The 26,205-nt window shown below is 54.6% G+C and carries 22 protein-coding genes and 1 other RNA gene; 17 read left to right on the top strand and 6 right to left on the bottom strand.

The window, feature by feature from the left end:
• Positions 1-41: 41 nt before the first annotated feature.
• Positions 42-800 carry a M48 family metallopeptidase gene (locus ABGA49_RS14115; RefSeq protein ID WP_061493223.1) on the bottom strand — a complete coding sequence of 253 codons (759 nt, stop codon included), beginning with the start codon at positions 798-800 and terminating at the stop codon, positions 42-44.
• Between the two features lie 276 nt (positions 801-1,076).
• On the opposite strand from ABGA49_RS14115, the gene tkt reads away from it, so the two are divergent.
• The 7 genes from tkt (at position 1,077) to ABGA49_RS14080 (ending at position 9,460) form a co-directional block, all read left to right on the top strand.
• Positions 1,077-3,068 carry a transketolase gene (gene tkt / locus ABGA49_RS14110; protein WP_061493224.1) on the top strand — a complete coding sequence of 664 codons (1,992 nt, stop codon included), beginning with the start codon at positions 1,077-1,079 and terminating at the stop codon, positions 3,066-3,068.
• 325 nt (positions 3,069-3,393) lie between these two features.
• Positions 3,394-4,413 (top strand): erythrose-4-phosphate dehydrogenase, encoded by a 1,020-nt coding sequence (gene epd / locus ABGA49_RS14105; protein WP_061493225.1) that lies wholly within the window; start codon positions 3,394-3,396, stop codon positions 4,411-4,413.
• A 48-nt stretch (positions 4,414-4,461) separates the two neighbouring features.
• Positions 4,462-5,625, top strand: a complete 1,164-nt coding sequence (gene pgk / locus ABGA49_RS14100; protein WP_347665697.1) for a phosphoglycerate kinase — start codon at positions 4,462-4,464, stop codon at positions 5,623-5,625.
• A 98-nt stretch (positions 5,626-5,723) separates the two neighbouring features.
• Positions 5,724-6,803, top strand: coding sequence for a class II fructose-bisphosphate aldolase (gene fbaA, locus ABGA49_RS14095; protein ID WP_061493227.1), 1,080 nt, complete (start codon positions 5,724-5,726; stop codon positions 6,801-6,803).
• Between the two features lie 185 nt (positions 6,804-6,988).
• Positions 6,989-7,849, top strand: a complete 861-nt coding sequence (mscS, locus tag ABGA49_RS14090) for a small-conductance mechanosensitive channel MscS (protein ID WP_061493228.1) — start codon at positions 6,989-6,991, stop codon at positions 7,847-7,849.
• A gap of 139 nt (positions 7,850-7,988) precedes the next feature.
• Entirely contained in the window at positions 7,989-8,624 is a 636-nt protein-coding gene (gene argO, locus ABGA49_RS14085) for an arginine exporter ArgO (RefSeq protein ID WP_347665696.1), read from the top strand.
• A 95-nt stretch (positions 8,625-8,719) separates the two neighbouring features.
• The gene (locus ABGA49_RS14080) at positions 8,720-9,460 is read left to right on the top strand and encodes an oxidative stress defense protein (RefSeq protein WP_061493230.1); all 741 of its coding nucleotides are present in this window, start codon (positions 8,720-8,722) and stop codon (positions 9,458-9,460) included.
• 33 nt (positions 9,461-9,493) lie between these two features.
• Here the strand turns inward: ABGA49_RS14080 and argP are convergent, their stop codons facing one another.
• On the bottom strand, positions 9,494-10,387 hold the full coding sequence (gene argP / locus ABGA49_RS14075) for a DNA-binding transcriptional regulator ArgP (protein WP_061493231.1): 894 nt from the start codon (positions 10,385-10,387) through the stop codon (positions 9,494-9,496).
• Between the two features lie 163 nt (positions 10,388-10,550).
• Here argP and rpiA point away from each other — a divergent pair, with 163 nt between their 5' ends.
• Positions 10,551-11,210, top strand: a complete 660-nt coding sequence (gene rpiA, locus ABGA49_RS14070; RefSeq protein ID WP_061493232.1) for a ribose-5-phosphate isomerase RpiA — start codon at positions 10,551-10,553, stop codon at positions 11,208-11,210.
• A 267-nt stretch (positions 11,211-11,477) separates the two neighbouring features.
• Positions 11,478-12,710, top strand: a complete 1,233-nt coding sequence (gene serA, locus ABGA49_RS14065; RefSeq protein WP_061493233.1) for a phosphoglycerate dehydrogenase — start codon at positions 11,478-11,480, stop codon at positions 12,708-12,710.
• Positions 12,711-12,753: 43 nt separating this feature from the next.
• Here serA and ABGA49_RS14060 read toward each other — a convergent pair whose 3' ends face one another.
• The 3 genes from ABGA49_RS14060 to zapA form a co-directional block, all read right to left on the bottom strand.
• Complete coding sequence (locus ABGA49_RS14060) at positions 12,754-13,350, bottom strand: 5-formyltetrahydrofolate cyclo-ligase (RefSeq protein WP_088237741.1); 597 nt, start codon at positions 13,348-13,350, stop codon at positions 12,754-12,756.
• Between the two features lie 18 nt (positions 13,351-13,368).
• A non-coding RNA gene (ssrS, locus tag ABGA49_RS14055) (6S RNA) lies at positions 13,369-13,552 on the bottom strand.
• 41 nt (positions 13,553-13,593) lie between these two features.
• Entirely contained in the window at positions 13,594-13,923 is a 330-nt protein-coding gene (gene zapA / locus ABGA49_RS14050) for a cell division protein ZapA (RefSeq protein ID WP_061493235.1), read from the bottom strand.
• 227 nt (positions 13,924-14,150) lie between these two features.
• Here zapA and ABGA49_RS14045 point away from each other — a divergent pair, with 227 nt between their 5' ends.
• From ABGA49_RS14045 to ABGA49_RS14010, 8 genes are all read left to right on the top strand, one after another.
• Positions 14,151-14,729, top strand: coding sequence for a YecA family protein (locus ABGA49_RS14045; protein WP_088237846.1), 579 nt, complete (start codon positions 14,151-14,153; stop codon positions 14,727-14,729).
• A 24-nt stretch (positions 14,730-14,753) separates the two neighbouring features.
• Positions 14,754-16,070: a Xaa-Pro aminopeptidase gene (pepP, locus tag ABGA49_RS14040; RefSeq protein ID WP_061493237.1), complete on the top strand. Its 1,317-nt coding sequence runs from the start codon at positions 14,754-14,756 to the stop codon at positions 16,068-16,070.
• Positions 16,067-17,245 carry a 2-octaprenyl-6-methoxyphenyl hydroxylase gene (gene ubiH, locus ABGA49_RS14035; protein ID WP_134318696.1) on the top strand — a complete coding sequence of 393 codons (1,179 nt, stop codon included), beginning with the start codon at positions 16,067-16,069 and terminating at the stop codon, positions 17,243-17,245. Before pepP ends, ubiH begins: the two co-directional genes overlap by 4 nt.
• 19 nt (positions 17,246-17,264) lie before the next feature.
• Entirely contained in the window at positions 17,265-18,467 is a 1,203-nt protein-coding gene (gene ubiI, locus ABGA49_RS14030; RefSeq protein WP_061493239.1) for an FAD-dependent 2-octaprenylphenol hydroxylase, read from the top strand.
• 424 nt (positions 18,468-18,891) lie between these two features.
• A complete protein-coding gene (gene gcvT, locus ABGA49_RS14025; RefSeq protein WP_347665695.1) occupies positions 18,892-19,986 on the top strand; it encodes a glycine cleavage system aminomethyltransferase GcvT in 1,095 nt (364 codons plus the stop codon).
• Between the two features lie 25 nt (positions 19,987-20,011).
• Complete coding sequence (gcvH, locus tag ABGA49_RS14020) at positions 20,012-20,401, top strand: glycine cleavage system protein GcvH (protein ID WP_061493241.1); 390 nt, start codon at positions 20,012-20,014, stop codon at positions 20,399-20,401.
• Between the two features lie 178 nt (positions 20,402-20,579).
• The gene (gene gcvP / locus ABGA49_RS14015) at positions 20,580-23,453 is read left to right on the top strand and encodes an aminomethyl-transferring glycine dehydrogenase (protein WP_088237745.1); all 2,874 of its coding nucleotides are present in this window, start codon (positions 20,580-20,582) and stop codon (positions 23,451-23,453) included.
• 60 nt (positions 23,454-23,513) lie between these two features.
• Complete coding sequence (locus ABGA49_RS14010; protein ID WP_347665694.1) at positions 23,514-24,257, top strand: SDR family oxidoreductase; 744 nt, start codon at positions 23,514-23,516, stop codon at positions 24,255-24,257.
• Positions 24,258-24,681: 424 nt separating this feature from the next.
• Here ABGA49_RS14010 and ABGA49_RS14005 read toward each other — a convergent pair whose 3' ends face one another.
• Positions 24,682-26,115 carry a 6-phospho-beta-glucosidase gene (locus tag ABGA49_RS14005; protein ID WP_088237747.1) on the bottom strand — a complete coding sequence of 478 codons (1,434 nt, stop codon included), beginning with the start codon at positions 26,113-26,115 and terminating at the stop codon, positions 24,682-24,684.
• Between the last annotated feature and the right edge of the window lie 90 nt (positions 26,116-26,205).

The raw sequence follows: 26,205 nt of genomic DNA, 5'->3' as shown, positions 1-26,205 counted from the left end.
CACTGCGTAAAAACAGGGAGGCCTATTGCCTCCCTGTTGCGTTATTTAATACCGTCTGCTGCCATACGATCACGAATGTGTTGCGCACGCTCGGCAGAGGCCGGGTGATCGTCAAACATTGAACTCTGACGACCCTCTTCCATTTTCGCCAGTTTTTCAAAACTGGTCGCCAGCCCTGACGGATTGATGCCGCGTTTGCGCAACAAATCGTAAGAGTAGTCATCCGCTTCGGATTCCTGGCGCTGGGAGAACTGTGAATTCACCAGTTGTTCGCCCAGTGCGCCAAGCTGCGATTGTGACAAGCTGCCGACAATACCGCCCGCGGACGCCGCTGCCGCGCGTAATGCATTGGTCCCGAGCGCAACCTGCATACCTTTTTTCACATGCCCCAGCGCAACGTGACCCATTTCGTGACCAATCACCGCTTCGACTTCGTTGTCGGTCATCATGTCCATTAGTGCGCTGTAGACGCGAATGCAGCCGTTGGCCATCGCAAAGGCGTTCACATCCTTCGCCACGTAAACCTTATAGTTCACCGGTTGGCCGTTGATATTGTCGCCGAGGGCGGCGGCTATTTTGCTCAGACGCTGGCTGTACGGGCTGCTGGCTGGCGCAATGCTGGCCTTACTGTCCATTTGTTTACAGGCATCGTCGCTCAGTGCTTTAACCTGAGCATCACTCAGGGTGTAAGCCTGGAAAGCTTCCGCTCCCGAGCTGAGAAAACCGCCGGAGTCCATATTCTGGCAACCGGCGAGCAGGGTTGTCATTCCCAGAGCAAGTAATGCTGGGCGAATTTTCATGTGTCATCTTCCGCAATGGTGAGTCATTTCTGATTATGCACCGGGGTTATGCGAACCGGTGGCAGCGTAAGTATAAATAAGAGCAGGAAAGGCGAGCGAGGAGATTGCGCAACAAGCAGGCAGCTTCCGGAGATTTCTGAACAGGCAAAAGGATGTTCCATGTACATGACCAGCCGCTTGGGTTACATTGTTGGCACTTTTTTCCGGCGTAGCCCAAAACGCGCTGTCGTCAAGTCGTTACGGGCACAGCCCTTAATCGTCTGATCTGGAGTCAAAATGTCCTCACGTAAAGAGCTTGCCAATGCTATTCGTGCGCTGAGCATGGACGCGGTACAGAAAGCCAAATCCGGTCACCCGGGAGCCCCGATGGGGATGGCTGACATTGCCGAAGTCCTGTGGCGTGATTTTCTGAACCATAACCCGACGAATCCGGCCTGGGCTGACCGCGACCGCTTTGTGCTGTCCAACGGTCACGGCTCGATGCTGATTTACAGCCTGCTGCACCTCACCGGTTACGATCTGCCGATGTCCGAGCTGCAGAACTTCCGCCAGCTACATTCCAAAACGCCGGGTCACCCGGAAGTGGGCTACACCGCTGGCGTAGAAACCACCACCGGTCCGCTGGGGCAGGGCATTGCCAACGCTGTGGGCATGGCGATTGCTGAGAAAACCCTCGCGGCGCAGTTCAACCGCCCGGGTCATGACATCGTTGACCACTTCACTTACGCCTTTATGGGCGACGGCTGCATGATGGAAGGTATTTCCCATGAAGCCTGCTCGCTGGCCGGTACCCTGAAACTGGGCAAACTGGTGGCGTTCTACGATGACAACGGCATCTCCATCGACGGTCACGTTGAGGGCTGGTTCACCGACGATACCGCGAAACGCTTTGAAGCCTACGGCTGGCACGTGGTGCGCGGGGTGGACGGTCACGATGCAAACGCTATCAAACGCGCGGTAGAAGAAGCGCGCAGCGTGACGGACAAACCGTCGCTGCTGATGTGCAAAACCATCATCGGTTTCGGTTCGCCGAACAAAGCCGGTACCCATGATTCCCACGGCGCGCCGCTGGGTGATGCAGAAATCGCCCTGACCCGCGAAGCGCTGGGCTGGAAACACCCGGCCTTTGAAATTCCGTCTGACATCTATGCGCAGTGGGATGCGAAAGAAGCTGGCCAGGCGAAAGAAGCTGCGTGGAACGAGAAATTCGCGGCTTACGCGAAAGCCTTCCCGCAGGAAGCTGCCGAGTTTACCCGCCGTATGAAGGGTGAGCTGCCCTCTGACTTCGACGCCAAAGCACAGGCTTTTGTGGAGAAATTGCAGGCTAATCCGGCGAAAATCGCCAGCCGTAAAGCCTCACAGAACGCCATCGAAGCTTTTGGTCCGCTGCTGCCAGAATTCCTTGGCGGCTCGGCTGACCTGGCACCAAGCAACCTGACCCTGTGGTCCGGTTCGAAAGCCATCAACGAAGACACTGCCGGCAACTACATCCATTACGGTGTGCGCGAGTTCGGTATGACCGCGATTGCCAACGGTATCTCCCTGCACGGCGGTTTCCTGCCGTACACTTCCACCTTCCTGATGTTCGTCGAATATGCCCGTAACGCGGTGCGTATGGCAGCGCTGATGAAACAGCGTCAGGTGCTGGTCTACACTCACGACTCTATCGGTCTGGGCGAAGACGGTCCGACTCACCAGCCGGTGGAGCAGGTGGCTTCCCTGCGCCTGACCCCGAACGTCAGCACCTGGCGTCCGTGTGACCAGGTGGAATCCGCGGTAGCGTGGAAATATGGCGTTGAGCGTGCCGATGGCCCGACTGCGTTGATCCTCTCCCGTCAGAACCTGGCGCAGCAGGAGCGTACGGCGCAACAGCTGGCGGATATTGCCCGCGGTGCTTATGTACTGAAAGAGTGTGCTGGTCAACCGCAACTGATCCTGATTGCCACCGGCTCTGAAGTAGAGTTGGCGGTGTCGGCGTGGGAAAAACTGACCGCCGAAGGTGTGAAGGTGCGTGTGGTCTCCATGCCGTCTACCGATACGTTCGACAAACAGGATGCGGCGTACCGTGAATCCGTCCTGCCGAAAGCCGTCTCTGCGCGCGTGGCGATTGAAGCCGGCATTGCAGACTTCTGGTACAAATACGTGGGCCTGAACGGTGCGGTAGTGGGCATGACCACCTTTGGTGAGTCGGCGCCGGCTGAGCTGCTGTTTGAAGAGTTTGGCTTCACCGTGGATAACGTGGTCGCCAAAGCGAAAGCGCTGCTGTAATCCCTGTTGCCGTATAGCGGCTTCACAGGTTAAAGATCAACCGGGCATTACGCCCGGTTTTTTTTCGGCTGTTATTCTTCCGTTCGATGCTCTTGTACCAATTATTCCTGTGAAAATGTGATGCAAGTCAGATTACTGGTGAAACCGTCTGGACAATCATTCCTTTTATTCCATGTTTCGCTTATTCTAGCTGAAGCGTTTCAGTCGATTAAATGTTCGACAAATGACCAATCAGACGCAGTTTGAGGCAGGCGAGGATTCCCCTCTTGTGGTTGCTGGATTACTCTGTCATCCACTTCAGGCTGGCTTGTCTTGCAGGAGAGTTATGACCGTACGCATAGCGATTAATGGTTTCGGTCGCATCGGGCGCAATGTGGTTCGTGCTTTATATGAATCCGGGCGTCGGGCGGAAATCACCGTGGTGGCAATCAATGAACTGGCGGATGCCGTGGGCATGGCGCATTTATTGAAATATGACACCAGCCATGGACGTTTTGCCTGGGATGTTCGCCAGGAGCGCGAGCAACTGTTTGTTGGCGATGATGTCATTCGCATTCTGCATGAGCGATCGATCACGGCGCTGCCCTGGCGTGAACTGGGTGTGGATGTGGTGCTCGACTGTACGGGCGTGTATGGCAACCGTGAAGATGGCGAAGCGCATCTTGCGGCGGGAGCGAAAAAAGTTCTGTTCTCTCACCCCGGTAGCCACGATCTTGATGCGACCATCGTGTTTGGCGTTAACCAGAGCACGCTGCGCGCTGATGATCGCCTGGTCTCTAACGCGTCCTGCACAACGAACTGTATTATTCCGGTCATAAAACTGCTCGACGATGCGTATGGTATCGAATCAGGAACGGTGACGACCATTCACTCCGCGATGCACGATCAGCAGGTGATTGACGCCTATCATCCCGATCTGCGCCGCACGCGTGCAGCCAGCCAGTCAATTATCCCGGTGGACACCAAACTGGCGGCGGGGATCACGCGTATTTTTCCGCAATTTAATGACAGATTCGAGGCGATAGCTGTTCGCGTACCGACGATTAACGTGACGGCTATCGATCTCAGTGTAACGGTAAAAAAACCGGTAAAAGCTATGGAAGTCAACGCGTTGCTGCAAAAAGCAGCGCAGGGAACATTTCATGGTATAGTTGACTATACGGAATTACCGTTGGTTTCAACCGATTTTAACCACGATCCGCACAGTGCCATTGTTGATGGTACACAGACACGGGTCAGTGGCGCGCACCTGATTAAAACCCTGGTATGGTGCGATAACGAATGGGGCTTTGCTAACCGGATGCTCGACACGACGTTAGCAATGGCGGCTATTAGTTTCAGGTAAGACACTTACGTGTCTGCAAAACTTTAAGAATCATTGAGAGGATTCACCATGTCTGTAATTAAGATGACCGATCTGGATTTGGCAGGTAAACGCGTTTTCATCCGTGCGGATTTGAACGTACCGGTTAAAGATGGCAAAGTGACCAGCGATGCGCGTATCCGTGCTTCTCTGCCGACCATCGAACTGGCCCTGAAGCAGGGTGCGAAAGTGATGGTCACCTCCCACCTGGGTCGTCCGACCGAAGGCGAGTACAACGAAGAATTCTCTCTGTTGCCGGTTGTTAATTACCTGAAAGACAAACTGTCCAACCCGGTACGTCTGGTTAAAGACTACCTGGACGGTGTTGACGTTGCGGCCGGTGAACTGGTTGTTCTGGAAAACGTGCGTTTCAACAAAGGCGAGAAGAAAGACGACGAAGCACTCTCCAAAAAATACGCTGCACTCTGCGACGTGTTTGTTATGGATGCTTTCGGTACCGCACACCGTGCGCAGGCTTCGACTCACGGCATCGGCAAATTTGCTGACGTAGCTTGTGCAGGTCCGCTGCTGGCAGACGAACTGGACGCGCTGGGTAAGGCACTGAAAGAACCGGCTCGCCCGATGGTCGCTATCGTGGGTGGTTCTAAAGTTTCCACTAAACTGACCGTTCTGGACTCTCTGTCCAAAATCGCTGACCAACTGATTGTGGGTGGCGGTATCGCCAACACCTTCGTTGCTGCCCAGGGCCACAACGTCGGTAAATCCCTGTACGAAGCCGATCTGGTTGATGAAGCTAAACGTCTGCTGAATTCTTGTGATATCCCGGTTCCGACAGATGTTCGCGTTGCAACCGAGTTCTCAGAAACCGCAACGGCTACCCTGAAGTCCGTGACTGACATCAAAGATGATGAGCAAATTCTGGATCTGGGCGACGCGTCTGCGGAAAAACTGGCTGAAATCCTGAAAAACGCCAAAACTATCCTGTGGAATGGTCCGGTTGGCGTGTTTGAATTCCCGAACTTCCGTAAAGGTACTGAAATCGTGGCTAACGCTATCGCAGACAGCGACGCGTTCTCCATCGCAGGTGGTGGTGACACCCTGGCGGCGATCGACCTGTTTGGCATCGCTGACAAAATTTCCTACATCTCCACTGGCGGCGGCGCATTCCTCGAATTCGTGGAAGGCAAAGTGCTGCCGGCAGTAGCTATGCTCGAAGAGCGCGCTAAGAAGTAAGTTTTTACTGGGCAGGGAAACCTGCCCAATTTTCAGCGCGCTTAAGAGCTCGCGACTTTTCTCTAACGGTCGAAGATACAGATACAGGACTCCGTAACATGTCTAAAATTTTTGATTTCGTAAAACCGGGCGTGATCACTGGTGATGACGTTCAGAAAGTGTTCCAGGTAGCGAAAGAAAACAACTTCGCTCTGCCAGCAGTAAACTGTGTGGGCACCGACTCCATCAACGCTGTCATGGAAGCTGCTGCAAAAGCAAAAGCGCCGGTTATTATTCAGTTCTCCAACGGTGGCGCTGCCTTTATCGCAGGTAAAGGCGTGAAAACCGACGTTCCGCAGGGTGCGGCAATTCTGGGCGCTATTTCTGGCGCGCATCACGTTCACCAGATGGCTGAACATTACGGTGTGCCAGTGATCCTGCACACTGACCACTGTGCCAAAAAACTGCTGCCGTGGATCGACGGTCTGCTGGATGCGGGTGAAAAACACTTTGCTGCTACCGGTAAACCACTGTTCTCTTCTCACATGATCGACCTGTCTGAAGAGTCTCTGGAAGAGAACATCGAAATCAGCTCTAAATACCTGGCGCGCATGGCCAAAATGGGCATGACTCTGGAAATCGAACTGGGTTGCACCGGTGGTGAAGAAGACGGCGTAGACAACAGCCACATGGACGCTTCTGCACTGTACACCCAGCCGGAAGATGTTGATTACGCGTACACCAAACTGAACGCGATCAGCCCGCGTTTCACCATCGCTGCTTCCTTCGGTAACGTACACGGTGTGTACAAACCGGGTAACGTGAAACTGACCCCGACTATCCTGCGTGACTCTCAGGAATATGTGTCTAAAAAACATAACCTGCCGCACAACAGCCTGAACTTTGTCTTCCACGGCGGTTCCGGTTCTTCTGCTCAGGAAATCAAAGACTCCGTAAGCTACGGCGTTATCAAAATGAACATTGATACCGATACCCAATGGGCAACCTGGGAAGGTATCCTGAACTACTACAAAGAGAACGAAGGCTACCTGCAGGGCCAACTGGGCAACCCGAAAGGCGCAGACCAGCCGAACAAGAAATACTACGATCCGCGTGTATGGCTGCGTGCTGCGCAGACCAGCATGGTCGCTCGTCTGGAGCAGGCTTTCAAAGAACTGAACGCAGTAGACGTTCTGTAATTTGCGTCCTGGTTCAGCCAAAAGCCCGCATATATGCGGGCTTTTTTATTGAGAATTCAACAGGCTGTCCGCGACATAAAATGTGATCCATTTGGCGAAATCGTCGCTTATTGTTTACCCTTTAGGAAACCGTCCTGCCCGTAAGGGGCGGTTTTCCCGTTTGGAACAACAGTAAGGAAGAAAGAATGGAAGATCTCAACGTCGTCGACAGCATCAACGACGCCGGCTCGTGGCTGGTCAACAACCAGGCGCTGTTGCTGAGCTACGTCGTCAATATTGTGGCGGCGATCGCCATTATCATTGTCGGTATGATCGTCGCGCGCATTGTGTCCAATGCTGTGAACCGGTTGATGGTGGCACGGCATATTGACACCACCGTCGCAGATTTTCTCTCTGCACTGGTGCGTTATGGCATCATCGCGTTTACCCTGATTGCCGCGCTGGGGCGGGTTGGCGTACAGACCGCCTCGGTGATCGCCGTACTCGGTGCAGCCGGTCTGGCCATTGGTCTGGCATTGCAGGGCTCGCTCTCTAACCTGGCGGCAGGCGTGTTGCTGGTCACTTTCCGTCCGTTCCGCTCCGGCGAGTATGTCGATTTGGGTGGTGTAGCCGGGACGGTGTTGCAGGTGCAGATTTTCTCCACCACCATGCGCACTGTCGATGGCCGTATTGTGGTTATCCCGAATGGCAAAATTATCGCCGGGAATATCGTGAATTTTTCCCGTGAGCCGGTGCGCCGTAACGAGTTCATTATCGGCGTGGCTTACGATTCCGATATCGATCAGGTTAAAAACATACTGACGGAGATTATTCAGGCTGACGATCGCATTCTCAAAGATCGTGAGATGACCGTGCGTCTGAATGAGCTGGGTCCCTCTTCAATTAACTTTGTAGTGCGTGTCTGGAGTAAGAGCGGCGACCTGCAAAACGTCTACTGGGACGTACTGGAGCTGATTAAACGCCGCTTCGATGAACAGGGCATCAGCTTCCCGTACCCGCAAATGGACGTCAATTTTAAACGTGCCAAACCCGCTGCAGAGCAGTAACGTCCAAGGTCGGCTCAGCCGGCCTTTTTGTTACCTGTTTTCATTAGTGATTCTAATTAACGATTAAAATTATCAATTTCAACTAATAACTCTTCCGCGCTATAGTCTGCATCCGAAACAACTCTGACGGAATAAAGTCGTGCTATCTTATTATTTTCAAGGGCTTATGCTCGGTGCCGCGTTGATCCTGCCGTTGGGTCCGCAAAATGCGTTTGTCATGAACCAGGGGATTCGCAGGCAGTACCACATCATGACCGCTTTTCTCTGCACCCTCAGTGACTTGCTGCTGATCTGCGCCGGTATTTTTGGCGGTAGTGCGCTGCTGATGCAGTCACCCTGGTTGCTGGCGCTGGTCACCTGGGGTGGCGTTGCGTTTTTGCTGTGGTACGGTTTTGGCGCGCTGAAAACTGCTCTCAGCAGCCAACCGGACATGACCAGTGCGGACGCGTTACGCCAGGGGCGCTGGCGCATTATTGCTACCATGCTGGCAGTAACCTGGCTTAATCCCCATGTTTATCTCGATACCTTTGTTGTGCTCGGTAGCCTGGGTGGGCAGCTGGATGTGGAGCCGCGCCGCTGGTTTGCGTTAGGCACAGTCAGTGCATCGTTTCTGTGGTTCTTCAGCCTGGCTTTACTCGCAGCCTGGCTGGCACCCCGCCTGCGAACAGCCAAAGCGCAGCGGGCTATCAATCTGCTGGTTGGGCTGGTGATGTGGATTATCGCGCTTCAACTGGCGAAAGAGGGCATCCACCATTTGCAGGGATTATTCAGTTAAGGTAAGTCCGATGGACAATTTGCGCCGAGCCGCTAAGCTTGCTGCCAGGCGTCCAGCGTGTATGGACGTAACAAAAGCACCATGGAGGAGCAACTGTGAAATTTAAAGTGATGGCCCTGGCGGCGATGGTGGGTTTCAGTGCGATGGCGGTGCAGGCGAGTGAATTGCCTGATGGTCCGCATATTGTCACCTCAGGGACGGCGAGCGTGGATGCGACACCGGACATCGCCACCCTGGCGATTGAGGTGAATGTCGCCGCTAAAGATGCAGCCTCAGCCAAAAAACAGGCCGATGACCGTGTTGCGCAATATCTTAGCTTCCTTGAGCAAAATGGCATTGCCCGTAAAGACATTAATGCCGCGAACTTACGCACTCAGCCCGATTATGACTACCAGAACGGCAAAAGCATCCTCAAAGGCTACCGTGCAGTACGCACCGTTGAAGTGACGCTGCGCGAGCTGGATAAACTCAATTCGCTGCTGGATGGCGCACTGAAGGCGGGTCTGAACGAAATCCGTTCCGTCTCGTTGGGGGTTGCGCAACCGCAATCCTTTAAAGATAAAGCCCGTAAAGCCGCAATTGATGATGCCACCCGCCAGGCACAGCAACTGGCCGACGGCTTCCATGCCAAACTCGGTCCCGTCTACAGCATTCGTTACCATGTTTCTAACTATCAGCCGAGCCCGATGGTTCGCATGATGAAAGCCGAGGCAGCAGCGCCAGCTTCAGCGCAGGAAACTTACGAACAGCCGACTATCCAGTTTGACGATCAGGTTGATGTGGTGTTCCAGTTGGAGCCCGTTCAGGGCCAGCAGCAGACTCCTGCTGCGAAGTGATCGTTTCCCTCACCCGTGAGGGTGAGGGGCAAATCAATCCTGCCTTAATACTTTATGTCCGTATTCCAGCAGCGCATCGGTTACGTTGCGCATCATCCGGCTTTCCGGCGCAAAGCGATGCCAGTAGAGCATGCGGCGTTGCAGCAGTCCCGGCGTCAGGTCAATTAACTCACCGCTGTTCAATTCTCTTTCAATCTGCAGGTGTGGGATCATACAGCAGGTGGTGCCCTGGCGCGCCAGTTGCACAAAGGCTTCGGAGGAGTTAACGATATGGCATGGGACGCTGCCCGGCGGCAGATCGAAGTACTGCTGTAAAAACGCCTGATGCATGTCATCCAGATGGTCAAAGGCAACCGCAGGCGCTTTCAGTAACGCAGAGCGCGTGACCCCGTTGGGGAAATAGCGCGCAGCAAACTCTTTTGAGCCGACGAACAGGTAATCCAGCGCGCCAAGTTGATCAACCAGACAACTGGGCAGCGCTTGCGGCTGAATACTCACCGCACCTACCACCTCGCCACGACGCAGGCGTTCCTGGGTGCGGGTTTCATCTTCAACCTGCAGATTCAGACGAATGGGGGAGTCCACCAGCACGGGCGCCAGCGCAGGCAGCAGCCAGGTCGCCAGACTGTCGGCGTTGACTGCCAGCGACAGCAGCAGCGGCGTAGAGCCGGTTTGCTCATCTCCCAGCCACTCTTCTTCCAGCAATTCCACCTGGCGCAGCAACGCCAGCAGTTTTTGCCCCTGTTCCGTTGGACGCGGTGGTACCGTGCGCACCAGCAGTGGTTGGCCGAACATATTTTCGAGTTGTTTAATGCGCTGCGATACGGCGGACTGGGTAATACACAGCTTTTGTGCGGCGCGCTCAAACCCGCGTTCACGAATGACCGCATCAAGCGCTTGTAGTGTTCTGTAGTCCGGACGTTTCATTGTTCGCACTGTCTCCTGAAAATGATTACCCAGCACTATGACATAAATTTTTAGGAGATACAGACGAAATTGGCAGTCGCGTAATGTGACGCTGGTCACAGGGACATTTAGGGGGAGGCTGGTCTATAATGCGCCTGAAATTTCACACCACAGGTGAACGACCATGACGCAGGATGAACTCAAAAAAGCAGTGGGCTGGGCAGCGCTTAAGTATGTTGAACCCGGCACCATTGTGGGCGTAGGCACAGGCTCCACTGCCGCACACTTTATTGACGCATTAGGCACGATGAAAGGCCAGATTGAAGGCGCAGTCTCCAGTTCGGACGCTTCAACCGAGAAGTTGAAAGGCCTCGGGATTACCGTGTTCGATCTCAATGAGGTGGATCGGTTAGGCATCTACGTTGATGGTGCAGACGAAATTAATGGTCAGATGCAGATGATCAAAGGCGGCGGCGCGGCGCTAACGCGTGAGAAAATCATTGCGTCGGTCGCCGATAAGTTTATCTGCATCGCTGATGCGTCTAAGCAGGTCGATATCCTGGGGAAATTTCCGCTGCCGGTGGAAGTGATCCCAATGGCGCGCAGCGCGGTTGCCCGTGAACTGGTGAAACTGGGCGGACGCCCGGAATATCGCCAGAATGTGGTGACGGATAATGGCAACGTGATCCTTGATGTGTACGGGCTGGAGATTATCGACCCGATCGCGCTGGAAAACAGCATTAATGGTATCCCGGGCGTAGTTACCGTAGGGTTATTCGCTAACCGTGGCGCGGATGTGGCGTTGATCGGCACTGCCGATGGCGTGAAAACCATCGTAAAATGATCTGACAGGGAGGCGCCTGCCTCCCTCTAAAAAATCTGCGAGCGGCATATTTGGTGATATCTGTCACGTTTTTCTGCTATTTCTACGATCCCTGCCAGTGTTGTCCATTTTTCCAGCATTTTTATCTGCCAATTCCCGCTGTATGACATTTCTTCAGATAGCCGACGCAAACGTTCATATTGCCGCAATAGTTTTTTTTGATATGTTGACTGAAGCGGATTGCGATCTGCACAACATCACAGTCAAGACAAAAACAGGGTCGGGTAAATGGCAAAGGTATCACTGGAGAAAGACAAGATTAAATTCCTGCTGGTTGAAGGGGTTCATCAGAAGGCGCTGGATAGCCTTCGTGCGGCAGGTTATACCAACATCGAATTTCATAAGGGCGCGCTGGACAGCGAACAACTGAAAGAATCCATTCGTGATGCTCACTTTATTGGCCTGCGATCCCGTACTCAACTGACTGAAGATGTCATTGCTGCCGCTGAAAAACTGGTGGCGATTGGGTGTTTCTGTATCGGCACCAACCAGGTTAACCTCGACGCGGCTGCGAAGCGCGGCATCCCGGTGTTTAACGCGCCGTTTTCCAACACGCGTTCCGTTGCGGAACTGGTGATTGGCGAACTGCTGCTGCTGATGCGCGGGATCCCGGAAGCGAACGCCAAAGCCCATCGCGGTATCTGGAACAAGCTGGCTGTGGGCTCCTATGAAGCGCGCGGTAAAAAACTGGGCATCATCGGTTATGGTCACATTGGTACGCAGCTCGGTATTCTCGCAGAATCGCTGGGTATGCATGTTTACTTCTACGATATTGAAAACAAACTGCCGCTCGGTAACGCCACACAGGTTCAGCACCTTTCCGATTTGCTGAACATGAGCGATGTAGTGAGCCTGCACGTGCCGGAAAACAACTCCACCAAAGATATGATTGGCGTGGAAGAACTGGCGCTGATGAAACCTGGCGCGCTGCTGATTAACGCCGCACGCGGTACGGTGGTGGATATTCCGGCGCTGTGCGATGCGCTGAAACGCAAACATCTGGCGGGCGCGGCTATCGACGTGTTCCCCACAGAGCCAGCAACCAACAGCGACCCCTTCGACTCCCCGCTGTGCGAATTCGATAACGTACTGCTAACCCCGCACATTGGCGGCTCCACGCAGGAAGCGCAGGAAAACATCGGGTTAGAAGTCGCCGGTAAACTGATCAAATACTCGGACAACGGCTCAACGCTGTCTGCGGTTAACTTCCCGGAAGTTTCTCTGCCGTTGCATGGCGGTCGTCGTCTGCTGCACATCCACGAAAACCGCCCGGGTGTGCTGACTGCGCTGAACCAGATTTTTGCCAGCCAGAACATCAACATTGCTGCACAGTATCTGCAAACAACGCCGTATATGGGCTATGTGGTGGTGGATATTGAAGCCGATGAGGATGTGGCGCAGAAAGCGCTGCAGAGTATGAAAGCCATTCCTGGCACCATTCGTTCCCGTCTGCTGTTCTGATAAACCTCGCGTCTTCCTCTCCCAGGTCGGGGGAGGAAGGCTGTTACCATTCCCAGATTTTTGACGGCGTGATCACCGCAGGCAGCGGGATATCCCACTCTTCGACCGGCAGCGTGTTGACGCCCTGGCAGTCGTGGGCGTAGCCGATAGGTTGCAGACCGTACTCGCGCCAGTTTTGCAGAGTTCTGTCGTAAAAACCGCCACCCATTCCCAGACGTTGTCCGTGTTCATCAAAGGCCACCAGCGGAGTGATCAGAACATCAAGCTGATGAAGCGGCAGCACATCGCGGACGTCCAGTTTCGGCTCCTGGATTTTCAGGCGGTTGACCACCAGTTCGCTATGGGGATGATAGTGCAGAAAAAGCAGATTACCCGGGCTAAACGGATGCAATACTGGCAGGTAAACACGTTTGCCGCTGCGCCAGAGCTGTTCAATGAGCGGTTGGGTATCGAGCTCACCATCGAACGAGAGAAACAGCGCGACGGTATGCGCCATCACCACCGACGGGTACGCCATCATACGAGCGGCCGCTTGCTGTGCAAAATGTGCTTGTTGCTCAGGGGTCAGTTCCCGGCGGCGCTGGCGAATCAGTTTGCGGATTTCTTGTCGTGATGAAGGAAAATCAGGAAGTTGCGTCATGGTAGTAAGTAAAAGAAGGGAATCTCCGAGATGCCGCCGCAGGCTGTAACCCTTGAACCCTTGGTTCAAGGTGAATGTGTCGTCATGATTTTAAGGCTTCTCGGACGAACCGAGCATGCTCACCAACCATGGATCGCCACATTCTTGTGGTATGAAATATCGGCTCAGGGGACTGGCCCGCTTGCGAACATCTCAGAGAAATTTTTTCTTCAAGGTCACTCTACCACAACTGACCCTGAAGTGTTATTCAAACTTTGGCCCCGGTCTTTCTGTTATGCGACCCTGATCAAGCAATGCCTGTTCGATGGTCTGCTGTAACATCCGAATACGCTGCTCCATGTTGGCGGCATACTCACGGGTTTTTGCCTTTTCCTGAGTCAGCTCATAGCTGATGTTCAGCGCGGCGATAAACACCAACTGCTCAGTATTGGTGACTCTAGTGCGAACTTTCAGATCTTGCAACCGCTGATTCAGATCCTCCGCAGCCTGATTGAGAGCATCCCTCTGCTCAGGCGGGCAGTTCACTCGCAGTGAACGGCCAAAAATTTGGATATCGACGGGTTGTGCAGACATGCCACCTTCCTGCTGTTTGACTGCGCTCTGCCTTCGCATTCGAGCCCTGGGCTGCGAAGGGGCGACACTATAAGCTAGCCTGGCGCGTGCTTTCAAGTTTTTTGCGTCTATACCTTAATGATTCAGCGTGCATGCAAAGGCATGGAACGTGAAGCATCACGGGTATATCACCAGGGGCCAAAGTGGTAGCATATCATGAATATTCCCCCCAACGACGACGAATGCGCATGTCTATACAGAACGAAATACCTGGTTACAACGAAGTAGGCCAGCTACTCAACCAACAGGGCGTGGGATTACTTCCTGCTGAAATGCACGGTCTTATCGCGGGGATGCTCTGCGGTGGCAATAATGACAGCTCCTGGCTGCCGCTGCTGCATGACTTGACGAATGACGGACTGGCGTTCGGTCACGAGCTGGCGCAGGCACTGCGCGCCATGCACGCCGGCACCAGTGACTCACTGGAAGACGACGGTTTCCTTTTCCAGCTCTATCTGCCTGAGGGTGATGATGTCAGCGTGTTTGATCGCGCGGATGCGCTGGCAGGCTGGGTGAACCATTTCCTGCTGGGGCTGGGGGTTACGCAACCCAAACTTGATAAAGTCACCGGCGAAACCGGTGAAGCAATTGACGATCTGCGTAATATCGCGCAGTTGGGCTATGACGAAGAAGAAGATCAGGAAGAGCTGGAGATGTCGCTCGAAGAGATCATCGAATACGTGCGTGTCGCGGCACTGCTGTGCCACGACACCTTTACGCGCCCACAGCCGACCGCACCCGAAGTGCGGAAGCCGACATTACATTAATTCGCCTTGCAGGGAGTAGGTGTCATGACACAGCTTGAGTTTCTCCGTCGTCGCCAGGCATTACTGGCGCAGATGGTGCCTGGAAGCGCCGCGCTGATTTTCGCTGCGCCGGAAGCAACCCGCAGCGCGGACAGCGAGTATCCTTATCGCCAGAACAGCGACTTCTGGTACTTCACCGGCTTTAACGAGCCTGAAGCGGTACTGGTGCTGATAAAGAGCGATGACACCCACAACCACAGCGTCCTGTTTAACCGCATACGGGATAAAACCGCTGAGATCTGGTTTGGTCGACGTCTTGGGCAGGACGCCGCGCCGGAAAAACTGAGCGTTGATCGTGCGCTGGCGTTCCCGGATATCAACGAACATCTTTATCAACTGCTCAACGGCCTTGATGCGGTATATCACGCTCAGGGCGAATTTGAGTATGCCGATAAGGTCCTGTTTACTGCGCTGGATAAGCTGCGCAAAGGTTCGAGGCAAAACCTGAAGGCTCCCGCCACGTTGACCGACTGGCGCCCGATCGTGCATGAAATGCGTCTGTTCAAGTCCGCCGAAGAGATTGAAGTGATGCGTCGCGCCGGGGAGATCTCCGCACTGGCGCACACACGTGCGATGCAGGTTTGCCGTCCGGGCATGTTCGAATACCAGCTTGAGGGCGAGATTCATCATGAATTTAACCGCCATGGCGCGCGTTTCCCCTCTTACAACACCATTGTCGGCTCCGGCGTCAACGGCTGCATTCTGCACTACACCGAAAATGAAAGTCAGATGCGCGACGGGGATTTGGTGCTGATTGACGCAGGCTGCGAATATATGGGCTATGCCGGAGATATTACCCGCACGTTCCCGGTGAATGGCAAATTCAGCCCGGCGCAGCGCGAAATTTATGACATTGTCCTTGCATCGCTGACGCGCTCCCTTGAGCTGTTCCGCCCGGATACCTCGATTCAGGAAGTGACCGGTGAAGTGGTGCGTATCATGATTAGCGGCCTGCTGAAGCTCGGTATTCTTAAAGGCGATGTGGAAGAACTGGTGGCGAATAACGCCCACCGTCCGTTCTTTATGCATGGGCTAAGCCATTGGCTGGGGCTTGATGTGCATGACGTGGGTGTTTATGGCCAGGATCGCTCCCGCAAACTGGCCCCAGGTATGGTGCTGACCGTTGAGCCCGGACTGTATATCGCACCGGACGCCGATGTACCGGAACAGTACCGCGGGATTGGTATTCGTATCGAAGATGACATTGTGATCACAGAAAGCGGCAACGAAAATCTGACCGCCAGCGTGGTGAAAACGGCGGATGAGATTGAGGCGCTGATGGCGGCGGCGCGCCGATCATGAGCGTGATTATTATTGGCGGCGGCATGGCGGGAGCAACGCTGGCACTGGCCATTTCACATTTAACCTCAGGTCAACTGCCCGTTCATCTGGTGGAAGCCACTGCGCCGGGGGCGGGCAACCACCCGGGGTTCGATGCTCGCGCAATTGCACTGGCGGCGGGAACCTGCCAGCAACTGGCCCGTGTTGGGATCTGGCAGGCGATAGCCTCCTGCGCGACACCGATTTCGACGGTTCACGTCAGCGATCGCGGGCATGCCGGTTTCGTTACCCTGGATGCGCAGGCGTATCGTCTTGATGCACTCGGTCAGGTGGTAGAGCTGCATGATGTCGGTCAGCGGCTGTTTAGCCTGCTGCAAAAAGCCCCGGGCGTTACTGTGCATTGTCCGGCGAGCGTTCGCCAGTTTATCCGTGATGCCCGGCAGGTCTGTGTGACGCTGGATAATGGCGAGTCAATTATCGGTAAATTGCTGGTGGCGGCAGATGGTTCCCGCTCCGCCGTGGGTGAGCAGTTGGGCATCAGTCAGCAGCAATCGCCTTATCATCAGGTCGCGGTGATTGCAAATGTGACGACTTCGGTGCCACATCAGGGACGCGCATTCGAACGTTTTACCGAACATGGCCCGCTGGCCATGTTACCGATGTCGCAGGGGCGTTGTTCATTGGTGTGGTGCCACCCGCTGGAAAAACAGCAAACCGTGGCCGCCTGGTCTGATGAACGTTTCTGTCATGAGCTACAAAAAGCGTTCGGCTGGCGGCTCGGGCGCATTACGCAGACCGGCAAACGCACCGTTTATCCCCTGGCGTTGAACTGTGCATCCTCGACCATTTCTCATCGTGCCGTGTTGGTGGGTAATGCGGCGCAAACATTGCACCCGATTGCCGGGCAGGGTTTTAACCTTGGCATGCGCGATGTAATGACGCTGGCGGAAACGCTGGCGCAGGCCGCAGGCGCGCAGCAGGATGTGGGGGAGTTCCCGGTGCTGACCCGCTATCGCGATCGTCGTTATGCGGATAAAAAATCGACCATTGGGGTGACCGACGGGCTGGTGCATCTGTTTGCGAACCATTGGGCTCCGCTGGTTGTTGGGCGCAATATCGGGCTTATGGCGATGGATCTATTCACCCCGGCGCGCGATGCGCTGGCGCAGCGAACCCTTGGTTGGGTTGCGCGTTAAGGATCAAAGGAGCGTTAGAGTGCAGAGTGTTGATGTTGCGATTGTCGGCGGCGGTATGGTGGGGCTGGCGCTGGCGTGCGGGTTACAAGGTAGCGGATTGCGTGTGGCGGTGCTTGAGCAGCAGCTTCCTGCGCCGCTGGCTGACGATGCGCCCCCTGCGTTACGCGTTTCAGCGATCAACGCTGCCAGCGAAAAACTGTTGAGTCATCTGGGCGTGTGGTCAAACATTATTGCCCGTCGCGCGGGTTGCTATCACGGCATGGAAGTGTGGGATAAAGACAGCTTCGGGCGTATTGCTTTTGATGACCAGAAAATGGGGTACGATCACCTTGGCTACATTATTGAAAATGCGGTGATCCATCAGGCGTTGTGGGATAAAGCACAGCAATGCCCGGATGTGACAACGCTTGCCCCGGCGGAGCTGCAACAAGTTGCGTGGGGCGAAAATGAGGCCTTTCTTACGTTAAAAGATGGCACGATGCTGACTGCGCGGCTGGTGATCGGTGCCGATGGCGCTAACTCCTGGCTGCGTAACAAAGCCGATATTCCACTGACGTTCTGGGATTATCACCATCATGCTTTAGTGGCGACTATCCGCACGGAAGAGCCCCATCAGGCGGTGGCGCGCCAGGTATTTCATCACGATGGTATTCTCGCCTTCCTGCCGCTTAGCGACCCGCATCTCTGCTCAATTGTCTGGTCGTTGCCTCCGGAGCAGGCAAAGGCCATGCAGCAGGCAAGCGATGAGGCGTTTAACCAGGCGCTGTGTATGGCGTTTGATAACCGCCTTGGGCTTTGCCATGTGGAAAGCGAGCGCCAGGTTTACCCGTTGACCGGGCGTTATGCACGTCAGTTTGCCGCGCATCGGCTGGCGCTGGTGGGCGATGCCGCGCACACCATCCATCCGTTGGCCGGGCAGGGCGTAAACCTTGGCTTTATGGATGCGGCGGAGTTAATTGCCGAACTGCGTCGTTTACGCACCGAGGGCAAAGATATTGGCCAGCACCTTTATCTGCGTCGCTATGAGCGCAGCCGCAAACACAGTGCGGCACTGATGCTGGCCGGTATGCAGGGATTTCGCGAATTGTTTGCCGGTGCCAACCCGGCGAAAAAATTGCTGCGTGATATTGGCCTGAAACTGGCCGATACGCTCCCCGGTGTGAAAAGTCAGTTACTGCGTCAGGCGTTAGGCCTGAACGATCTCCCTGAGTGGTTACGTTAACCCCATCACATTTTCCCTTCCCGGTAACGGGAAGGGCTCGCACTTCTCATTTGAAATAATCTAATTTCACCGCTTTTTTCAGATTAGATTTTCTCATGTCATGTTTTTTCTCATGCGGCAAAATTCGCTTTTTTGCGGAGTGAAATGCTGGAAATGACCCTGGCATTCCCCTTTTTGTAATGGTTTGTGCACTAATTGCGCCATTCATCCAGTGTAATCATCTGATCCGTTTTTTAGCTAAACAGGTCATAAGCTAATGTGATGGCCCATTTTACCTTATGGTTAAGCGCCGCTTTCGGTGATAAGTTCAGGCGAAAGAGAACGTTTGCGTCGCGGCCTGCAACAGGTCGTGAACCCGGCTTTTGGCGGCGTGATTAAACGCCACCGGCGAGCGTGATGGCTCAGCTTATTCGACGAGGAAAAGATGGCTCAGCAGACCCCTTTGTATGAACAACACACACTGTGCGGTGCCCGCATGGTGGACTTCCATGGCTGGATGATGCCGTTGCATTACGGCTCGCAGATTGATGAACATCATGCAGTGCGCACCGACGCTGGTATGTTTGATGTGTCGCATATGACCATCGTTGATCTCAAAGGTGCACGCACCCGCGAGTTTTTACGCTACTTACTGGCTAACGATGTCGCGAAACTCACGAAGCCCGGTAAAGCGCTTTACACCGGCATGCTAAACGCCTCGGGCGGTGTCATTGATGACCTGATCGTTTATTACTTCACTGAAGATTTCTTCCGCCTCGTTGTTAACTCCGCCACCCGCGAAAAAGACCTCTCCTGGATTGCCCAACACGCTGAACCCTTCGCCATTGAACTCACCGTGCGTGATGATTTGTCGCTGATCGCCGTACAGGGGCCGAACGCGCAGGCGAAAGCCGCGTCATTATTCAGCGATGCACAGCGCAGCGCGGTTGACGGGATGAAACCTTTCTTTGGCGTTGATGTTGATGGACTTTTTATCGCGACCACCGGTTATACCGGTGAAGCGGGCTATGAAATTGCGCTGCCGAATGAACGTGCGGCTGACTTCTGGCAGGCATTGCTGGGCGCGGGTGTTAAACCTTGTGGCCTTGGTGCGCGCGATACGCTGCGTCTGGAAGCCGGCATGAACCTGTATGGTCAGGAAATGGATGAAAGCGTTTCTCCGCTGGCGGCCAATATGGGCTGGACCATTGCCTGGGAGCCGCAGGATCGCAATTTTATCGGTCGTGAAGCGCTGGAAGTACAGCGGGAAAAAGGCACTGAGCAACTGGTTGGGTTAGTGATGACCGAGAAAGGTGTGCTGCGCAACGAACTGCCGGTACGCTTCACCGATAGCCAGGGCAATGTGCAAGAAGGCGTGATCACCAGCGGAACCTTCTCACCGACACTTGGCTACAGTATTGCACTGGCGCGCGTTCCTGCTGGTATTGGCGAAACAGCAGTGGTGCAAATCCGCAACCGTGAAATGCCGGTCAAAGTGACCAAACCGATTTTTGTGCGTGCTGGCAAAGCCGTCGCGTAACCTTTTTTTATCTGGAGAGATTGAGATGAGCAATGTACCTGGCGATCTGAAATACAGTAAAGAACACGAGTGGCTGCGCAAAGAGGCGGACGGTACCTACACCGTTGGTATCACCGAACACGCGCAGGAACTGCTGGGCGATATGGTGTTTGTTGACCTGCCAGACGTGGGGACAACCGTTGCTGCGGGTGACGATTGCGCCGTGGCGGAGTCGGTAAAAGCCGCGTCGGACATTTATGCGCCTATCGGCGGTGAAGTTGTCGCGGTGAACGACGCGCTGAATGACGCGCCTGAACTGGTTAACAGCGAGCCCTACGGTGAAGGCTGGATCTTCAAAATCAAAGCCAGTGACGAAGCGGAAGTGGCTGCGCTGCTGGATGCCACGGCTTACGCGGCGCTGCTAGAAGACGAATAAATACGCGTCATTCTTCGCGTTGCAAACGCGGTAACCTCCTCGCCCACCCCGGTCACCTGCTGATGTAAGCGTCTGGGGAGTGGCTATGTTACCGCCCTCCTGCAACGCGAATGAATGATTTAGCGTATTCAGATAATGTCCAAACACGATTCACTGCACGTTTCAGGAACCATCGCTCATGACACAGACTTTAAGCCAGCTTGAAAACCGTGGCGCTTTCATTGAACGTCACATTGGGCCGGATGCTCAGCAACAGCTGGAGATGCTGAATACTGTTGGCGCGGATTCATTAAATGCACTGATCGGCCAGATCGTGCCAAAAGACATCCAGCTTGCCACTCCGCCGCAGGTTGGAGAGCCAACCACCGAATTCGCGGCCCTGGCCGAACTGAAAGCGATTGCCGGACGTAACAAGCGCTTTAAGTCTTACATTGGCATGGGCTACACCGCCGTGCAGCTACCGCCGGTTATTCTGCGCAATATGCTGGAAAATCCGGGCTGGTACACCGCCTACACCCCTTACCAGCCGGAAGTGTCACAGGGTCGTCTGGAAGCACTGCTCAATTTCCAGCAGGTGACGCTGGATTTGACCGGGCTGGATATGGCTTCTGCGTCATTGCTGGATGAAGCCACTGCGGCGGCTGAAGCGATGGCGATGGCGAAGCGCGTCAGCAAACTGAAAGGGGCGAATCGCTTCTTTGTTGCGGACGATGTTCATCCGCAAACGCTGGATGTGGTCCGTACCCGTGCCGGAACCTTCGGGTTTGACGTGATTGTGGATGCCGCCGACAAAGTATTGGATCACCAGGATGTGTTCGGCGTGCTGCTCCAGCAGGTGGGCACCACCGGTGAAGTACACGATTACAGCGCGCTTATTACCGAACTGAAAAACCGCAAAATTATCGTCAGCGTCGCTGCCGACCTGATGACGTTGGTATATTTGACTGCGCCAGGTAAGCAGGGAGCTGATATTGTATTTGGCTCCGCGCAACGCTTTGGCGTGCCGATGGGCTACGGTGGCCCGCATGCGGCTTTCTTTGCCGCAAAAGACGAATTCAAGCGCTCTATGCCTGGCCGTATTATCGGCGTATCTAAAGATGCCGCCGGTAATACCGCGCTGCGCATGGCGATGCAGACGCGTGAACAGCATATCCGCCGTGAGAAAGCGAACTCCAACATTTGTACTTCGCAGGTTCTGCTGGCCAATATCGCCAGTCTGTACGCGGTTTTCCACGGTCCGGTAGGGCTGAAACGCATCGCCGGGCGTATTCACCGCCTGACCGATATCCTGGCGGCGGGTTTGCAGCGTAAAGGTCTGAAACTGCGTCATGCGCACTACTTCGACACGCTGTGTGTGGATGTGGCGGATAAAGCCGCCGTGCTGGCCCGCGCTGAAGCGCAGGAAATTAACCTGCGCAGCGATATCCTCAACGCCGTGGGTATTACGCTGGATGAAACCACCTCCCGTGAAGATGTGTTGGCGCTATTTACGGTGCTGCTGGGGGATAATCATGGCCTGGATATCGACACGCTGGACCAGGACGTGGCGCTCGACAGCCGTTCTGTTCCGCAAAGTATGCTGCGTGACGATGCTTTCCTGACGCATCCGGTCTTTAATCGCTACCACAGCGAAACTGAAATGATGCGTTATATGCACTCGCTGGAGCGTAAAGATCTGGCGCTGAACCAGGCAATGATCCCGCTGGGATCCTGTACCATGAAGCTGAACGCCGCAGCGGAAATGATCCCCATCACCTGGCCGGAATTTGCGGAGCTGCACCCGTTCTGCCCGCCGGAGCAGGCGGAGGGTTACCATCAGATGATCGCTCAGCTCTCTGACTGGCTGGTTAAACTGACCGGTTATGATGCGCTCTGTATGCAGCCGAACTCCGGCGCGCAGGGCGAATACGCAGGTTTGCTGGCTATCCGCCATTATCATGAAAGCCGCAACCAGGGGCACCGCGATATCTGCCTGATCCCAAGCTCCGCTCACGGAACCAACCCGGCATCCGCACAGATGGCCGGTATGCAGGTGGTGGTGGTCGCGTGTGATAAAAACGGCAATATCGACCTTGCTGACTTGCGCGCGAAAGCCGAACAGGCGGGCGATAATCTCTCCTGCATCATGGTGACTTACCCGTCTACTCACGGTGTTTATGAAGAGACGATTCGTGAAGTCTGTAACGTGGTGCATCAGTTCGGTGGCCAGGTTTACCTGGATGGCGCGAACATGAACGCCCAGGTTGGTATTACCTCGCCGGGCTTTATTGGCGCGGATGTATCGCACCTTAACCTGCATAAAACATTCTGCATCCCGCATGGCGGCGGCGGCCCGGGCATGGGGCCAATTGGTGTGAAAGCGCATTTGGCACCGTTCGTGCCGGGCCACAGCGTGGTGCAAATCGACGGGATGCTGACCCGTCAGGGCGCGGTGTCCGCTGCGCCTTTCGGCAGCGCGTCGATTCTGCCTATCAGTTGGATGTATATCCGCATGATGGGCGCTGAAGGGTTGAAACAGGCCAGCCAGGTCGCGATCCTCAATGCCAACTATATTGCCAGCCGTCTGAAAGGGGCGTTTCCGGTGCTGTATACCGGCCGCGATGGTCGCGTGGCGCACGAATGTATTCTCGATATCCGTCCGCTGAAAGAAGAGACCGGCATCAGTGAGCTGGATATTGCTAAGCGTCTGATTGACTATGGTTTCCATGCGCCAACCATGTCGTTCCCGGTTGCCGGAACGCTGATGGTCGAACCGACTGAATCAGAAAGCAAGGTCGAACTGGATCGCTTTATTGACGCGATGCTGGCGATACGTGGCGAGATCGATCGCGTGAAACAAGGTGAATGGCCACTGGAAGATAACCCACTGGTGAATGCGCCACACACGCAAAATGAACTGGTTGCTGAATGGAACCACGGTTACAGCCGCGAGTTAGCAGTATTCCCGGCGGGTGTGGTCAATAAATACTGGCCAACGGTAAAACGTCTGGATGATGTTTACGGTGACCGTAACCTGTTCTGCTCCTGCGTACCGGTAAGCGAATATCAGTAGTGTGGGAATAAGGCTATCTTTTAAGGGCGCTTCGGCGCCCTTTTATTATGGGAGAGGATAATGGCGATAGCGTTAGTCACCGGTGCCAGCCGGGGGATTGGACGGGCGACTGCACTGCTGCTGGCGCAGGAAGGGTACAACGTGGCGGTGAATTATCAGCATAATGCCCAGGCGGCTGACGAGGTGGTGGCATACATCATCGCACAGGGCGGTAACGCTTTTGCGGTGCAGGCGGATGTCAGCGATGAAGCGCAGGTAGACGCTCTGTTTACCCGTATCGACCATGAAGCGGAACCGCTGGTGGCGCTGGTAAATAATGCCGGGATCTTGTTTCGGCAAAGCCGGCTGGAGCACCTGACCGCTGAACGTATCAACCAGGTGCTAAGCACCAACGTGACCGGTTATTTTCTGTGTTGCCGCGAAGCCGTAAAACGCATGTCTTGGCAGTATGGTGGGCAGGGGGGCGCGATTGTGAATGTTTCATCGGCTGCGGCGCGAACCGGTTCCCCTGGCGAATATGTTGATTATGCTGCCTCGAAAGGCGCGGTTGATACGCTGACGATCGGGTTAGCGTTGGAGGTAGCGGCCTGCGGGATCCGGGTCAACTGTGTTCGCCCAGGTTTTATCTATACCGACATGCATGCCAGCGGCGGTGAGCCGGGGCGTGTTGATCGCGTAAGCAGTGTGATACCGATGCAACGTGGCGGACAACCCGAGGAGGTTGCGCAGGGGATTGCCTGGTTACTTAGTGATAAAGCGTCGTATGTGACGGGGAGTTTTTTAGATTTGGCTGGGGGGCGGTAAAGACCCTCACCCCGGCCCTCTCCCTGGAAGGGAGAGGGGGAAAACCACGGTCATCTTCCGCAGACCTGTTCCCTCTCTTCGCCAGGGTATGAGACCGGGTAAGGAAATATCCTCTGTCACCGATACATTCCCTCTCCCCCGAGGGGAGAGGGCCTGGGTGAGGGGAAAACCACGGTCATCTTCCGCAGACCTGTTCCCTCTCTTCGCCAGGGTATGAGACCGGGTAAGGAAATATCCTCTGTCACCGGTACATTCCCTCTCCCCTGTGGGGAGAGGGCCAGGGAGAGGGGGAAAACACGGTCATCTTCCGCAGACCTGTTCCCTCTCTTCGCCAGGGTATGAGGCCGGGTAAGGAAATATCCTCTGTCACCGGTACATTCCCTCTCCCCTGAGGGGAGAGGGGCAGGGTGAGGGGAAAACTGACTCAGAGGTTTTCGCCGTTGCTGGCAATCACCGCTTTGTACCAGTTAAAACTCTTCTTCCGCGAGCGTGACATATCGCCTGTGCCATCATCATGCTTGTTCACGTAAATGAAGCCGTAACGTTTGCTGTACTGACCCGTTGTGAACGACACACAGTCGATGCATCCCCACGGGGTATAACCCATCAGGTCGACGCCGTCGTAAGTCACCGCTTCCACCATCTCTTTGACGTGTGCGCGCAGATAGTCGATACGGTAATCGTCGTTAATACTGCCGTCGTCTTCGACTTTATCGTACGCACCAAAACCGTTTTCGACGATAAACAGCGGCTTCTGGTAGCGCTCGTAAAGTTCGCACAGCGCATAACGCAACCCTACCGGATCAATCTGCCAACCCCAGTCAGATGCTTTCACATGTGGGTTGGGAACACTGCCCTGGAAACCAGACAGTGCATCACCGGAACCGCCTTCCGCTTTTACGGCGTTGGTCATGTAGTAGCTAAAACCAAGGTAATCGCAGCAGCCTTCACGCAGGATGGCTTCATCACCTGCTTCCATTTTGATCGTGAAACCGCGACGTTCCCATTCATTCAGCACATACGACGGGTAGTAACCTCGTAATTGAACGTCGGTAAAGACATAGCGTTCACGCATTGATTCCTGCGCATACATCACATCTTCTGGCTTACAGGAGAATGGATACAGCGGCACCATTGCCAGCATGCAGCCAATTTTCATGGCGGGGTTAATGCGATGACCAATCTTAACTGCCATGGCGCTGGCCACGAACTGGTGGTGCAGTACCTGATACATGGTTTCTTCGGGGTTTTCATGATCGGTGTAGACCACGCCAGAGCAGCAGTAACCGAACAGTGGCGCGCGCCAGTTGCGCTGGTTGTTGATTTCGTTGAAGGTCATCCAGTATTTGACCTTGCTTTTGTAGCGCTCAAAGACCACTTCCGCAAAGCGTACGAAGAAGTCGACCACGTTACGGTTCGTCCAGCCGCCGTATTCCTGCACCAGATGCAGCGGCATTTCGAAGTGCGACAAGGTAATTACCGGTTCGATGTTATATTTCAGCAGTTCATCGAACATGTCATCGTAGAACGCTAACCCTTCCTCATTCGGTTGCTGTTCGTCGCCTTTCGGGAAAATACGCGTCCAGGCGATGGAGGTGCGGAAACATTTGAAGCCCATTTCCGCAAACAACTTGATGTCTTCTTTGTAATGGCCGTGAAAGTCGATGGCTTCATGGTTGGGGTAGTATTTACCCGGCTCAACGTGCTGGGTGATTTCGCGTGGTACGCCGTGTGCGCCGCCGGTCAGCACGTCGCAGATGCTGGGGCCTTTACCGCCCTTATTCCAGCCGCCTTCAACCTGGTGTGCAGCGACGGCGCCGCCCCATAAAAAGTCTTTCGGTAAGGTTAATTTTTTCATCTTTGCTTTTCTCGTCATATTTGCTGGTAACGAGTCTAACAAAGGGGAATTAAATGTCACGATATAACAAATTACCTGGCCAGTAATTTG

Source organism: Kosakonia sp. WA-90 (assembly GCF_039871955.1).
In the GTDB taxonomy this organism is placed as follows: domain Bacteria; phylum Pseudomonadota; class Gammaproteobacteria; order Enterobacterales; family Enterobacteriaceae; genus Kosakonia; species Kosakonia oryzendophytica.
The sequence above is the reverse complement of the archived record's forward strand: the minus strand, read 5'-3'. Positions and strand labels throughout refer to the sequence as shown.